The following is a 14,781-nucleotide window of genomic DNA, read 5'->3' as shown; positions in this document are numbered from 1 at the left end:
CACATATTAACCGCGCTTAATATGTGCCGTCTTTAAAATCTCATGTGCTGGAGGCTTGATGATAAGGACTCAGGCTAAATTTATCAGGGCGATATGCAATTTTACTGCAGCGGCCTTGTCCGTCATAATAGCGTTTTTTATTTTTCCTCATCACGCGACGAGTTTTTCAAAAAACTTTACGGTCGTTTTGATAAGCGCATGCATATGCCTTGTTCTTAGCTTAAAAAGAAAAATACTCGTCCGCTTCATTACCTTTATAGAAAACAAGGGATTAAGCGGCGGCGAAACCGCCGTCTTATTGCAGTTTGTCAAGTCTCTTAGAAACTGTTATTCTTACGACGATTTTTTTTCCGCTTCCGCGGACATCCTTGAAATACAGGGCGGCTGTTCGGTTATCTACATAGACAGCGCACAAAAATACGTTCTTTACAACAGTCCCGATCGAATTGCATCTTCGCCTCATATAACAAAGATCCTGCAGCATAATTTTCCTCATACGTGGGAAGACGGTATTTATTTTTTAGACAGAAAATTCGGCTTAAAAAATAAGAGCGCAGGCTCGTTCGGCATTTTGTGCTGTGTTGGCGTTTATCACCTTTTTATCATAGGCAGCTCTGCCCAACGCTTCGACAGCGCGGTTTATCCCGTTTTGCTGTACGAAATGCGGCGTTTCCAGACTCATACCAAAATTATTTCGGAAATGGGAAAGATTTCCGAACTGTCGCGGGAATGGAGAAAGCTCGCCGAAACGCAGCGCTATTTTTTACCGCAAAAAATGCCCGAAATAAAAGGATTAAAAGCCGCGTCGTTTTTTAAACCTTTGATAAACGTTTCAGGCGATTATTATTCGATGCTTCCCGTCTCTCAAACAAAGGCCATAGTTTTGCTTGGCGACGTTTCCGGCAAAGGCCTTGCGTCGGCTCTCATAATGGGAATCGCTATGAATACGGTAAAAAGCGCTGAAAACAAAGAAGATTTAGTCGCCATAGTGAGGGCTATCGATCACTCCATAAAAGAAATGCGCCTTCAGGATAAATATACGGTTTTATTCATAGGCTTGATCGATACTGAAGATATGAGCCTTAAATATATAAACGCTTCCGTAGACGACGCCATGATTTTTTTCAGGAATGAAGACGGGATAAGCATGAAAAGACTTAACCCGAATTGTTCCATCTTGGGAATCATAGATTTGGAAGAAATTCATGTTGACAGATGCGCCTTGAGGCAGGAAGACGTTTTGTTTTTAGCTTCGGACGGAGTTTCCGAAGTAAAGAATAAGAGCGGCGAAGATCTGGGCGGCACGGAAATATATCTTGAAACGCTTAAAGAAAGCAGTATTTTATCGCCCGACGATTTTTTAAAAAGGATAATGCATCTCGTACAAAAATTCTGCAATAATAAGCTGCATGACGATATTGCCATGCTTGCGGTTAAGGTATCGGCCGGAGGAAAACAGTGATATTTATTTTGATAACGCTTATCTCTGTTGTTTATCTTTTTTTGATACTTTCGGAGAACTCCGGTGTGCGTCTGAAAACACCTGTTCTTTTATACGAGTCCTGTACGTGCGCTTTTATATTTGCCGTTTCTTTGGCGGTAGGGCAGACCGCTCTGTACTATTTTCAGAAAAACTTACATGTTTTTCAATTTTTGCTTATTCGCTTTTTGCTGCTCATGGAAAGCTTTTTTTACATAAACATAGCGCTTTATTTTTTTTCTCATCTCATAAAGGAAAACAATAAGATATTTGTTCGCTTGCGTCATATACTGTATCTGTTGTCTCTCGTTTTTGTAGTTATGCTTCCCGTTTCCGTTACGGTGGCAAAAGCGGCAGCGGGGAATTTACTTTTGCTGGAAGTCCTTAGGACGGTAGGTGGTTCTACACGGCTTTCTCCGCCAGCGATGGAAAGTTTTTATAATGTAACGGCTTCGTGTTTTTTGATGACGCCGTATGAAAATATGAATTTTCCGGCTGAAATGATTATAGTTACTTATCGCGTAATTCTGCCTTTAATTTCCGCCGTCGCCATGTTTTTTGACGCCGGAAAAAACGCATTGAAAATTCAAAAGGCTTTTTTTAATGCTGCAGCCTTGATTTTTTTATGGCTAGGATGGTACGTAATCCGGTTTGCCTGTAGACATGACAGCAGCTTTATTGTTTTTATAGTTCCTTTTTATGTCTGTGCGCTTTTGACGCTCATAAAATCCGAAAAGATAACGGGATTATTCAGAAGACGCTATTTTATCATGGATTTTGCGGCGGTGTTTTTGCGGTTTATACTTCCTTCCCTGCTCTGCGCTTTAATGTATATTCCCGTGTGTTCGATATATAAAAAATCTCCGGCATTCGCGTGGACGTTTTTCGGTTTTTATGTTTTAGGCATTATAAACCTTGCGTACTGGGCCAATGATAAATTCAGGTTCAAAGCCGGCGGGCTTGCCGACCGCTATAAGGCGGAATTTGAAAATGAAATAGCTTCACTGGATTATAAGCAGGAGCCGTCCGTCATTACCATGAACATAGCGGCGTTGTTTAAAAAATACGCTTTTGCCGGAAATGTTTCGGTCGCAATTCCGGAATCCGCTTCTCAGCTGAAGGTGATTTACAGTTCCAACGAGACGAATTTTCGCTTTTCCCCCGACGACGTAAAACTTTTTGACTTTCTTGCCGAAATTCGAAAAGAAATCGTTTTTGCTTCGGACGCAGGAACCGACGTGCACTTGGAGGGAATCCGTAAACCCCTTTCAAATCTGTTTCGCCGTTCGGCTTCGGAAGCTATTATAGTTATGCACGAGGGACTTCATGTGTCCGGCGTTTTTTTACTGGGTAAAAAAATAAACGGCCACGGCTATAATTCTTACGACAGAATCGCGTTTTCGGATCTTTATTCATATTTTTTTGTTTACAGCTATTTTATCCAAAACGCCGCAAATAAGTCGATTTTGAGCGTTTTTGCGCGCGAAGTAAGTTTGTCGTCTCAGATTATAACTTCGATCAGACAGAACGTGGATCTTCCCGATCAAAGCAGGATGGATGTCTCTTACAGGATGCTCGCCGCCCGTGAAATCGGCGGAGAGTTTATCGACATGATAAAACTGTCGGCCGATGAGCATTTTTTTGTGCTTGGCGCCCTTGCTGGAAGAGGCGTGAGCGCAAGTATGAATATGGTCATACTAAGAAATTTTATAAGAACCTATGTTTCCAAAAATAATTTGCACGGCGGAGGGCTCATTGAATTTGCCGACAAAGTCAATTCCTTTATAATTGAAAATTTGCCTAAGGAGACTTTTTTTTCGGGCGCCTTCCTTTTTGCCGACCTTAAAAAAACTCATATGCGCTATATCAACTGCGGCGTTCCGGCTATATTTTTGTATTCTGCCGAGCTTCACAATGTTACGGATATCGAAGGCAAGGGCTGCGTGCTTGGAGTTTTAAAAGACATACATGAGCGTATTTCAGTTAAAGAGCGGCGTTTGCACAGGGGAGATGTCGTGTTTATGTGTACGGACGGGCTTATCGATTCGCGTTCCGTTCGGGGAGAGTGCTTCGGCGGAGAGAGGATCCGCCGCTGTATCGAAGAAAGAAACTTTTATCCTGCGGATCAGATTATCCGGCACATACTCAACCAGCTTGCGGTTTTTATGCCCGAAGAAATTTCAAACGACATAACCGCATTGGTTTTAAGAAGCGATTCGAACGGACGGGCGGAGGGGTAACGTATGGAAAAACTTTCAATGAGCGAAAGATCGGAATCGAATTTCACCTTGTATGAACTGCGCGGCGCGTTTACGTTTTATACGATCGACGCGGTCAGGTCTGTTTTGTATAAAAAAATTTCAAGGTCGAACGTAGTTCTTGATCTTTCTCAAGTGTCGGATATAGATTCTGCAGGAACAGGGCTTCTTCTTGCCGTATTTAGCGATGCCCTTAACGCGGAACATATCTTATACATGTTAAATCCTTCCGAAAACGTCCTTCGCTCTTTGGAAAAGACGGGACTTTTCGATCTGCTTTCAGTGATCGCATCCGTAAACGAAGCGGTATGATTTTGTTTCGAGGTTAAAATGATAAAAAGATTTTCCATATTGATAGTTGTTTTTTTGTTCGCTGCAGGCAGCTGCAAAAAATCTTACGCCGAGTCCGTAAACATGAAACAATCGGAAGCCAAACTTGCAAAGGCCTTTGCCGCTCTTAGCGAAGACGCCCGGAACGCGATACCGAACGGCGATCCTGAAGAGTTTTTGGCGGATCTGCAAAAAGTTTTAGACGCTGATAAAGACGGACTTCTTATTTTATGCGACAAAACGCACTCGCTCGGAGCTTCCTATGTTCCGAAGGATCTTGTAACTCTGGAACAAAATGACGCTTATTCCGTAAACAGAAAAGGCCTTCAATTGCGTATTGCAGCGGAAGAAAATTTGCGCATTATGGCGCAGGCGGCAAAAAAGGACTCCGTCACTTTGCTTGTAAGTTCCGCCTACCGCTCATACGATTACCAGAGAGCGGTATATGACCGCCTTGTAAAACTGCAGGGACGGGAAGTTACGGACCGGGAAAGCGCCAGACCGGGAACGAGCCAGCATCAGCTTGGAACTACGGTGGATTTCGGTTCGATCGACGACAGTTTTGCGGACACCAAGGCCGGCAGATGGGTAAACGAACATGCGTCGAAATACGGATGGTCGCTTTCTTTTCCGGACGGGTACGAGCACGTTACAGGATACCGCTGGGAAAGCTGGCATTTCCGCTATATCGGAAAGGAAGCGTGCGCCTTTCAAAATAAATGGTTCGGCGGAATACAGCAGTTTATGCTGGAATTTATCCACGCGTACAGATCTATATGATGTTTCAGCTGCGGACGCCGCGGTTCCGTAGCCCGCCGCCTTCCGAATAAGGGCCTACCGAACACAGTCCACCGAATAGGAAGTTACGTTCGGAAACGCTTCCCCGTCGATCTGGATCGTAACGGGGTTGTCAAAAGTTACGGTGATTTTTTTTGCGGGAATCACATCTATGTAGTTTTTTCGGCGCACGTATTTTCCCAAAAGAAATTCCGGAAATATCCTAAATGTTTGACGCCTTTTTAGACTGTGCGCCGCTACAAAGCTCACGGTCTTGTCTTTGGCCAGCCGATCCTGTTCAGGGGCAACCTTCATTCCGCCGCCGAAATAGCGCCCGTTCATGGAAGAAATAAGCCATATGTCGTTATAGCGGTGCGGAATTCCGTCTACCACTGCGGTAGCCGAAAAAGGCTTGTATGCGTAAAGGAGCCCCCTTGCGGCGATTAGCGTGTAGTTTATCGGTTTATCGCTTTTTTGCCTGCTTTTTTCGGCTTCATAACAGCACCAGCCGTCAAGTCCCGCTCCAGTTCCGTTAATAAAGTGATGAATTTTGCCGTTTATGCTTACGGAAGGCAGGTTTTCAATATATTTTTTAAGGTCGATAAGTTTTTTTTCTTTGGAATGATGAATATCGTGCATAAAGTCGTTTCCCGATCCCGACGGAAAAAAAAGCAGCTTTGCATGGATTGAAGAAGGAGAGCCGAAGTCGTCGTAGAGCATGTTAACAAAACGGTGCAGGGTTCCGTCTCCGCCTGCGATGACGGCAGTGTCTTTGGGAGACAATCCTATCAAAAGACTTTTTACATTTTTTTCCTGAGTTACGTCAAAAAAAGAAATGTCGTTTTCCGTTAAGAGAGAGGCGATCAGAGAAAGGTCTTTTTTTGCTTTTTTGTTGTTTGCAAGCGGATTATAAAAAACATATATCATAAGTAAAAAATATAAGGCCGATCGCCGGATATTTCAAGCGTATCCCCGGTGTGTCGAGCGAACGGCGTTCTTGCCGGGCCTAACCCTGCCGGGGTAAACCTGCGGGGAACAGAGCGGCTGCGGAAAATATCTCAAGCCACCAAGTATCGCGCGGTAATCGCCGCGCCGCACAAGCATTGCGCGCCTATAAGCATTGTGCCGGAAGGCCCTGCGCCGCACAAGCACTTTGACGGCCGTCCCGCAGCGACAATGGCTTCCGATTATTTCACTACGATATTTACGAGCTTGTCCGGAACGACTACGGTTTTTACAACAGTCTTGCCTTCCATGAATTTACGGGCGCCCTCCGTCGCATAAGCTTTGTTTTCCAGATCCTTTTGGGAAGCACCCGGAGGAGCGTCGAATTTATCCCGCAATTTTCCGTTGATCATAACTACGATTGTCTTGGAATCTTCTTTGCAGTAGTCTTCGCTGAATTCCGGCCATTTTTCATAAGCGATCGTTTTATCATGCCCCATGATCTGCCAAAGCTCTTCGCCTATGTGCGGAGCGTAGCAGGCTAGCATTTTTACAAAGCCTTCCCACATCGTGCGCGGTATGGAATCCAATTTTGAAACTTCGTTTATAAAGATCATCATCTGGCTGATCGCCGTATTAAAGTTAAGAGATTCCGTGTCGGAAGTGACTTTTTTTACCGTCTGCGCGTAAAGTTTGCGTACGTCGGCAATGCGCTTGTCAGTAAGCGGCAGAGTGATGTCCGTTTCGCTTAAGGGTTTTTCGCCTATCGACCATACTTTTTCAAGAAAACGGCTTATTCCTATTAATCCCTGTGTATTCCAAGGTTTTGACATCGTAAGCGGACCCATGAACATTTCATACATGCGCACGCTGTCCGCCCCGTATTGCCTTATCATATCGTCGGGATTTACAACATTTTTAAGCGATTTTGACATCTTTGCCGTAACCTGCTCAAGTTTTTCATGAGTTTCTCTGTCTTCGTATATGCCGGGGGCAACTTCTTCAACCTTGTCTACGGGAACTAAGGACTTATTAGCCCTTTGGTACGCAAAGGACGTGATCATTCCCTGATTTACGAGCCTTTGGAACGGTTCCGTCGTATTTACCGCTCCCAAATCGTAGAGCACCTTGTGCCAAAAACGCGCGTAAAGCAGGTGCAAAACCGCGTGTTCCGCGCCTCCCACGTATAAATCGACAGGCATCCAGTATTTTATTTTTTCCGTGTCCGCAAGAGATTTCGTATTGTGCGGATCTATGTAGCGGAGATAGTACCAGCATGACCCCGCCCACTGGGGCATAGTATTCGTTTCACGCTTTGCCGGCCCTCCGCATTTGGGACATTTACAGTTCACCCAATCGTCGATTCCTGCAAGCGGGCTTTCTCCCGTTCCCGTAGGCTGATATGTTTTCACATCGGGCAGCTCAAGCGGAAGGTCTTTTTCATCTAAGGGGACTGTTTTACATACAGGGCAATGAACGAGGGGTATCGGTTCTCCCCAATACCGTTGGCGGCTGAAAACCCAGTCCCGCAGTTTGTAGTTTACGGCCTTTTTACCTATACCTCTTTGTCCAAGCCATGCGATAATGTTTTCTATCGAACTGCGGGTATCCATGCCGGTAAATTGCCCGCTGTTTATCGAGTATCCGTCCGCAGCCGTGCATTTTTCCGCCGCTGCAAAAACATCGTTGTGTGCAGAAGCGAGAGCCTTGTATTTTTCAGGATCCTTGGCGGCGTCATTTAAAATTGCAAGACCTTTTTTCTCATCGCCGTCCGCTAAAGAAGCGATCTCTTCTTTTGAAGCCACAACCTTGATTACGGGCAGAGCGAATTTTTTTGCAAAGTCCCAGTCGCGCTCGTCGTGCGCCGGAACGGCCATAATCGCTCCCGTTCCGTATGAGATAAGAACATAGTCCGAGATCCATATAGGAATTTTATTTCCGTTTACGGGATCGATCGCAAAGCTCCCCGTAAAAACGCCTGTTTTGTCCTTGTTAAGGTCGGTTCTTTCAAGATCCGATTTTTTTGAAGCGGCTTCAACATATTCGCTTACGGCTTTTTTTTGTTCGGCGGAAGTGAGCTTTTCTACCATCGGATGTTCGGGGGAAATTACCATGTACGTGGCTCCGAACAGGGTGTCCGGACGAGTCGTATAGACCGTCAAAAAATCTTTTGTTTCTTTTCCGTCTTTGTCCGCTATGTGAAAATCAACTTCTGCTCCTGTGCTGCGGCCTATCCAGTTTTTTTGCATAAGATTTACCGACTCAGGCCAATCAAGCGTGTCAAGATCTTTTAAAAGCCTGTCCGCATATGAAGTGATCTTTAAGATCCACTGACGTATAACTTTGTGGGTAACCGAAGTTCCGCAGCGTTCGCATTTACCTTCTTTGACTTCTTCGTTTGCAAGACCTGTCATGCAACTGGGGCACCAATTGATCGGCGTCTTGGCTTCATAGGCAAGCCCCTTTTTGTACAGCTGTAAAAATATCCATTGAGTCCAGCGGTAATAATCCGGCGTGCAAGTGGAAACGCAGCGATCCCAGTCGTAAGAAAAACCGAAGGCCTTTATCTGCTTTGTAAAGTGATCTATGTTTTCCATCGTCGTAGTACGCGGATGTGTTCCCGTCTTTATTGCATAATTTTCTGCGGGAAGGCCGAAGGCGTCGTAGCCCATGGGATGAAGAACGTTGTAACCGTTCATGCGCAAAAAGCGGCTGTATATGTCGGTGGCGGTATATCCTTCCGGGTGGCCTACGTGAAGTCCCTGGGCGGAAGGATAAGGAAACATGTCAAGTATGTATTTGCGCTTTTCCTTAGGAACGTTGGGATCTTCTTCCGTCTTAAATGTTTTATGCTCTTCCCAATATTTTTGCCATTTGGCTTCGATCGTATCAAAGGGATATTTTGCCATATTTTTACTTCCTTACATGCGCTTTAGGTTTTGCGCTCGGCGATTATTATTTTAGGAATTATATTAAAAAAAGAGGATGAATTCAATGAATCGGTTGTGTGTGACGGGTAGGGAAAGCGCGGTTCGGCGGAAGAAGCTCTCCCGTAACAGGCGGCTTTTGCCGGTGGCAACTGCGCGCATTATGTGCAGTCTAGTTTGCCCGTGACATACGTGCGGCGGCTGCCAGTGCGTGCGGTTTGAAAAAAATCCGCCGTTAATGTATACTTGTACCTTATGGGTGGGGAAAATTTAAAAAGGGCGGAAGAAAACAAAAAATCCGCCGTATCTAAGACTGATAAGACGGCGTCTGCCGCACAAAGAAGCACACAAAAAAGCATTAGCAATGCGGAACAAAAAAACAAAACGGCGCGAAAGTCCGGGCAGATCGCTGTAGACGTGACGGCGCAAAAATCGGCGGCGCAGGGAGTAAACTCGATTCGCCGCAAAAAAACTTCGCCTAATACGGCTGTGTATGACGAAGACAGCATACAGCACCTTGAAGGGCTCGAGCATATACGGCGCCGGCCGGGAATGTACATAGGAAGCCTGGGCGACGGTTCGGACGAAAACGACGGAATTTATATTCTCTTAAAAGAAGGAATCGACAACGCAGTCGACGAATTTTCACAGGGGTTCGGCAACAGAATAGACATTTCCATAGACGGAAGCGGACGGGTTCGCATACGAGACTACGGCCGCGGCATTCCCTTAGGAAAACTTGCCGACTGTGTTTCAAAGACAAACACGGGAGCAAAATATAACGATTCGGTCTTTAAACAAGCGATAGGAATGAACGGCGTAGGCATAAAGGCCGCAAATGCGCTTTCGTCCTATTTTAGAGCCGCTTCGATGCGCGACGGAAAATGCGCCGTAGTGGAATTCGAGCGCGGCGTAAAAAAATCCGAAAAGATGGGAAAAGTTCCGCAAGGTTCAAAGGACGGAACGTATCTTGAGTTTATCCCCGACGAGCTTATGTTCGGCAAATATTCGTTTAACATGGACGTTGTGGAAAAGCGCCTTTGGAACTACGTTTATCTTAATCCCGGACTGAAGATTGTTTGCAACGGCAAAGAATATTTTAGTGAAAACGGTTTCGTCGATCTTTTGAACAAGGAAATGGACGGAACTCCCCTTTATCCTTACTGTTCATTTAAAAATGAAATGCTGGAATTTGTCTTTACCCATACCAATGAATTGGATAAGACATTGTACTCGTATGTGAACGGACAATCCACCGCAGACGGCGGAACCCACGTTACTTCATTTTTGGAAGGCTTTACAAAGGGCTTTAACGATTTTTACAAAAAAAACTATGACATAAAAGACGTTACAGGCGGACTTGTAGGAGCTTTAAAGATCAGCATAGACAATCCCATGTTTACCAGTCAGACAAAAAACAAGCTGGGCAATGTGGAAATTCGATCTCCCATCATAAAGGCCGTCCAGTTTGCCATTGACGATTGGCTTCGCAGAAACCCTTCGGCGGCCTCGGGCATTGAAGAAAAGATCATTCGCAACCAAAAGGCTCACGCTGAAATAAACGGTGTAAAAAAAGAAGCCCGAGAGGCCGCAAAAAAGATCTCGCTTAAAATTCCGAAACTGAAGGATTGCCGCTATCACCTCCAAGACGGTAAAGCCGGTGAAGATTCCATGATCTTTATTACGGAAGGAGATTCGGCAACCGGCTCTATGGTCGGAAGCCGCGACGTAAGAAATCAGGCGATATTCAGCTTGCGCGGCAAGCCTGAAAACATGTTCGGCCGTAAGCAAAAAGATATATACAAAAACGAAGAACTGTATAATTTGATGATGGCTTTGGGAATTCAGGAAAATGTCGAAGACCTGCGCTATTCAAAGATAATAATTGCGACCGATGCCGACAACGACGGATTTCACATAAGGAATTTGGTTTTAACGTTCTTTCTTTTGTTTTTTGAAGAACTTGTTACCGGAGAGCGCGTCTTTATACTTGAAACTCCTCTTTTTCGCGTGCGAAACAAAACAAAGACTGTTTATTGCTACGACGAAGAAACGCGCGACAAACAGATGAAGGCTTTGGGAGCGGGCGCGGAAGTTACGCGTTTTAAAGGCCTCGGCGAAATAAGCCCCGGAGAATTCGGACAATTCATACACGAACGCAAGCCCGGCGACGGCGAAGACGTAGGCATGCATTTAACTTCGGTGAGCATTCAGACTCTTAAAAACGTTCCTAAAATACTTTCGTTTTATATGGGAAAAAACACGCCTGAAAGACGAGACTTTATCGTGCATCACCTTTCCGCGGACATAGACGCTTGACTTACATGTTTGGGCGGATGGTTTTATGGAACGGCGCAGGACATGTTTTTATATTATGCTTGGGAGCCTCTGAAAACTGCCGTTTTTAGAGGTAACTGCCGGCTTATGAGCCGGTAAAAGACTTGTAGGAAATTTTTATGGCCTTTGTAAAAAATATTTTTGACGAAAATTTTATTCAGTATGCAAGCTACGTTATCCGTGACCGCGCTATCCCCGACCTTGTCGACGGATTAAAACCCGTTCAGCGCAGGATAGTGCATACGCTTTTTGAAGTAGACGACGGGCGTTATCACAAAGTTGCTAACGTGGTCGGGCAATGCATGAAATATCATCCGCACGGAGACGCTTCCATATATACCGCGCTTGTGAACCTTGCAAATAAAGAATTGTTTATAGATAAGCAGGGAAATTTCGGAAACATGTATACCGGAGATTCGGCCTCCGCTCCGCGCTATATAGAATGCCGCCTGCGCCCGATAGCGCGCGATATTTTGTACAGTCCTAAAATAACGCAATTTGTGCCGAGCTACGACGGCCGCAGCCAAGAGCCCGTCGTTTTTCGCGCAAAGCTTCCTCTCGTCCTCATAATGGGGACGGAAGGAATCGCCGTCGGCATGAGCACTAAAATACTGAGTCACAACATACGCGAAGTCATAGACGCTGAAAAAAAATGCCTTTTAGGGAAGAAGTTTCGCCTTTATCCGGATTTTCCTACCGGAGCTCTCATGGACGTTTCGGATTACAGGGACGGCAACGGCAAGATCGTTATGCGCGCCAAGATGGACACGACAGATGAAAAAAAGATCAGCATAACGGAAATTCCGTGCGGCTGCACTACGGAAAGCGTTATGAATTCAATAGAAAATGCGGTAAAAAGCGGAAAGGTAAAAATAGCTTCGATTCACGATTATACTGCGGAAAGCGTAAATATTGAAATAAAGCTTCCGCGCGGCGTGTATACAAAGGACGTCGTCGACGCACTTTATGCGTTTACCGAATGCGAACAGTCGATTTCATGCAATCTTCTTGTAATACGCGACAATATGCCGGTCGTAATGAGTGTTTCCGAAGTTATAGAGTATCACGCAAAGCAGCTTACGGGTATTCTTCATGACGAACTGAAAGTTGAGAGAGCAGAAATGATCGACCGGCTTCACGCCCGCACGCTTGAGCGCATCTTTGTTGAAGAGCGCATCTATAAACGCATCGAAACCATGAAAACCGCAGAAACCGTAGAAAAAGCCGTGATCGACGGATTTAAACCGTTTAAGGCGGAACTTATACGTGAGGTAACTCATGACGATGTAGACCGGCTGCTTAAAATTCCTATCAGGCGCATATCGCTGTACGATATAAATAAAAACCGTGAAGAAGTTAAGACGATAAAGGAACGCATAAAAGAGATAGACAGACTGCTTAAAAATCTTACCGAATATGCGGTATCGTATTTGGACGGAATACTTGCAAAGCTCGATGAAAAAGCCGTAAAACGCCGCACCGAAGTAACTTCGATAGACATGGTTGACGTAAAATCCGTGGTTCAGCGCAATATTCCCTTGCGTTACGATGCAAAAACAGGTTATCTGGGGACCGACGTTTCAGGGGGAGAAGAAAAACTTCTTGTAACGCCTTACGACCGAGTGCTTTTTGTGCGCGGCAGCGGAATATACACCGTCATGGAAGTTCCCCAAAAAACGTTCGTCGGGCCTAAGATGTGGTTTTGTTCGCTTGCGGACAAGGAAACTCTCGGCGCCGTCTTGTTTACGGTCTTGTACCGCGATCCCAAGACAAAGTATCTTTTTATAAAACGCTGCAGAATTTCAGCCTATATCATGAACAGGGACTATTTTTTTGCGCCGGACGGAACGGAAGTGATTCACATAGATACTCGTAAAAATTTTTCGTTTACCGTTCATTTTACCGCAAAACCGCGGGTTAAAATTTTGGAAAAACGCTGTAAGGCTTCGGATTATGCCGAAAAAGGGCTCAAGGCTTTAGGCGTAAGGATTGAAGCGCGCGAAGTCGACAGTGTGGACGTTGAAGCGGCAAAAGGAGAGCCGTAGAATATGAAAACATACAGGCAAATGATACATGTTTTAAACGCATGCATGCGTGTGAACATGTGGAAAGCTCTTTTTTCTTTTTTGCTGATGTCCGTGCTCGAAACGCTCGTTATGTCGTTTTTTTCGGGGCCCGTGATTATGCTGCTTGCCAAAGGCGGCGTTGCGGTTTTTCCTATAGCCGCGGCGGTTGCCTTGCTTTTTATGGGATTTGTGTTTGTTATGTTTTTGCAGTACGGATATCAAGTATTGCTTTTACGCATTTTGCGCGGCGAATTCGTTACGCTGGGATTCTTGTTCAGCGGTTTTAAAGACCGTAAAAGAATTTTGCGCGCTTCATCATTATTTTCTTTGGGAATGATAACTTCGCTTATCATTTGCCAAATTCTTGCCTTAATAATAAATCTTAACTTTGAAAAAAATATACAAACTCTAAAATTTCCCGTCCTTGTAGGAATAATTTTTATCGTGTATACGATAATTTGTGCCGTTTTGCTTATACGCTTTGTTTTTGTTTGGGTATGCCTTTACGACAATCCCGATTCCAAAGTAGCGGACGTTTTTAAGACGAGCGCGACATTGCTTAAAGGCAGATGTTTTAAACTTGCAGGATTTATACTTTATGCCGGCGGAATATACCTTTTAGTCGCCGTAAGCGCATTTTTGTTGTCCTTTCTGATTCCGCGTGATTTAAAAGGATTGCCGGCTTTTTTATTTTCCGTAACGGAATTAGTGTATTTTGTTTCCGCTTATACGGCCGTCGTAAGAATGTTTATGTCGGTTCCGCTGTTTTATACGGAAGTTTTGGCGGTGTCGGGAGCTGACGTAAAAAACGAATATAAGGCGCTTAAAAGCCCTGAGGATAAATGCGACGCCGTAAATCCCCTCGCCGCAGACTCGGGCGAAAGCGACGCTGTGGACATGGGCGGCGACTCGGATAAGTGCAGCGCCGATTCTGGCAACAGCGCCACGAATAGGCATGGCGCCGATTCGTCTGAAAGTCCAACTGTTGATGAAAAAAACGGATGAATGTTTTATCGGTGCGCGTTGTTTTTGAAACCGTCGTAAAGAATTCGCGTTTTATCGCCGAGCTTTTGCCTTGTTCCGCTCAGGCTCAGGCGAGGTCGCTCCTTAAAGAACAAAAAACGAAATACAATGACGCGTCGCACGTGTGCCATGCCTTTGTCATAGGCGCTGCGGCTGAAATTCTAGGCATGAGCGACGCGGGAGAACCGCCCGGCACGGCAGGCCGCCCTATGTTGGACGTGCTTAAAAACTGCGGCTGTACGAATATACTTTTGACGGTAACGCGATATTTCGGCGGCACCCTTTTAGGTACGGGCGGCCTTGTAAAAGCATATTCCGATTCCGCAAAGCTCGTACTTGAAAAAGCAAGAGAGCTCAACGCATTCGAAGAGCTTGTGTTGAAAAAAGAGTTTTCGTTTGCGCTGCCTTATAAGCTCTATGACACGGTAAAACGCTGTTTTGCAACGTTTCACATATACGACCTGGCGGAAGTTTTTCAAACGGACATAAACATAAACGGCCGGATCCGAGAAGACGAAGCCGATCTCTTTGCAAAACATGTTTTTGATATTACGGGCGGCGCCGTTGTCGTCGAGTTTTTAAAATTTTAAATGTGGATCGCACATCCGTGTTCGGCTTTAATTAAAATAAAATATGTT

The 14,781-nt window shown here is 45.2% G+C and carries 10 protein-coding genes; 8 read left to right on the top strand and 2 right to left on the bottom strand.

Going from position 1 to position 14,781, the window contains the following annotated elements; translation table 11 throughout:
* Positions 1 to 58 precede the first annotated feature (58 nt).
* The 4 genes from HRQ91_RS09210 to HRQ91_RS09195 are packed head-to-tail and all read left to right on the top strand — an operon-like array spanning position 59 to position 4,848.
* A complete protein-coding gene (locus tag HRQ91_RS09210) occupies positions 59 to 1,462 on the top strand; it encodes a PP2C family protein-serine/threonine phosphatase (RefSeq protein ID WP_210119271.1) in 1,404 nt (467 codons plus the stop codon).
* Positions 1,459 to 3,720 carry a PP2C family protein-serine/threonine phosphatase gene (locus HRQ91_RS09205; RefSeq protein WP_210119270.1) on the top strand — a complete coding sequence of 754 codons (2,262 nt, stop codon included), beginning with the start codon at positions 1,459 to 1,461 and terminating at the stop codon, positions 3,718 to 3,720. Before HRQ91_RS09210 ends, HRQ91_RS09205 begins: the two co-directional genes overlap by 4 nt.
* A 3-nt stretch (positions 3,721 to 3,723) precedes the next feature.
* Positions 3,724 to 4,050 (top strand): STAS domain-containing protein, encoded by a 327-nt coding sequence (locus HRQ91_RS09200; protein WP_210119269.1) that lies wholly within the window; start codon positions 3,724 to 3,726, stop codon positions 4,048 to 4,050.
* An 18-nt stretch (positions 4,051 to 4,068) separates the two neighbouring features.
* Positions 4,069 to 4,848: a M15 family metallopeptidase gene (locus tag HRQ91_RS09195; RefSeq protein WP_210119268.1), complete on the top strand. Its 780-nt coding sequence runs from the start codon at positions 4,069 to 4,071 to the stop codon at positions 4,846 to 4,848.
* A 54-nt stretch (positions 4,849 to 4,902) separates the two neighbouring features.
* Here the strand turns inward: HRQ91_RS09195 and HRQ91_RS09190 are convergent, their stop codons facing one another.
* Positions 4,903 to 5,772, bottom strand: coding sequence for a diacylglycerol/lipid kinase family protein (locus tag HRQ91_RS09190; RefSeq protein ID WP_210119267.1), 870 nt, complete (start codon positions 5,770 to 5,772; stop codon positions 4,903 to 4,905).
* Between the two features lie 260 nt (positions 5,773 to 6,032).
* Complete coding sequence (gene leuS / locus HRQ91_RS09185; protein ID WP_210119266.1) at positions 6,033 to 8,699, bottom strand: leucine--tRNA ligase; 2,667 nt, start codon at positions 8,697 to 8,699, stop codon at positions 6,033 to 6,035.
* A 273-nt stretch (positions 8,700 to 8,972) separates the two neighbouring features.
* On the opposite strand from leuS, the gene HRQ91_RS09180 reads away from it, so the two are divergent.
* The 4 genes from HRQ91_RS09180 to HRQ91_RS09165 all read left to right on the top strand — a co-directional run bounded on the left by HRQ91_RS09180 (position 8,973) and on the right by HRQ91_RS09165 (position 14,733).
* Positions 8,973 to 11,036, top strand: a complete 2,064-nt coding sequence (locus tag HRQ91_RS09180; RefSeq protein WP_210119265.1) for a toprim domain-containing protein — start codon at positions 8,973 to 8,975, stop codon at positions 11,034 to 11,036.
* 137 nt (positions 11,037 to 11,173) lie between these two features.
* On the top strand, positions 11,174 to 13,099 hold the full coding sequence (locus HRQ91_RS09175; protein ID WP_210119264.1) for a DNA topoisomerase IV subunit A: 1,926 nt from the start codon (positions 11,174 to 11,176) through the stop codon (positions 13,097 to 13,099).
* A gap of 3 nt (positions 13,100 to 13,102) precedes the next feature.
* Positions 13,103 to 14,125 (top strand): glycosyltransferase family protein, encoded by a 1,023-nt coding sequence (locus HRQ91_RS09170; protein ID WP_210119263.1) that lies wholly within the window; start codon positions 13,103 to 13,105, stop codon positions 14,123 to 14,125.
* Positions 14,122 to 14,733, top strand: a complete 612-nt coding sequence (locus tag HRQ91_RS09165; protein WP_210119262.1) for an IMPACT family protein — start codon at positions 14,122 to 14,124, stop codon at positions 14,731 to 14,733. The genes HRQ91_RS09170 and HRQ91_RS09165 overlap by 4 nt, the downstream gene beginning before the upstream one ends.
* The last annotated feature ends 48 nt before the right edge of the window (positions 14,734 to 14,781 follow it).

This window comes from Treponema parvum (assembly GCF_017893965.1).
Lineage (GTDB): Bacteria > Spirochaetota > Spirochaetia > Treponematales > Treponemataceae > Treponema_D > Treponema_D parvum.
This window is presented reverse-complemented; position numbering and strand designations above follow the sequence as displayed.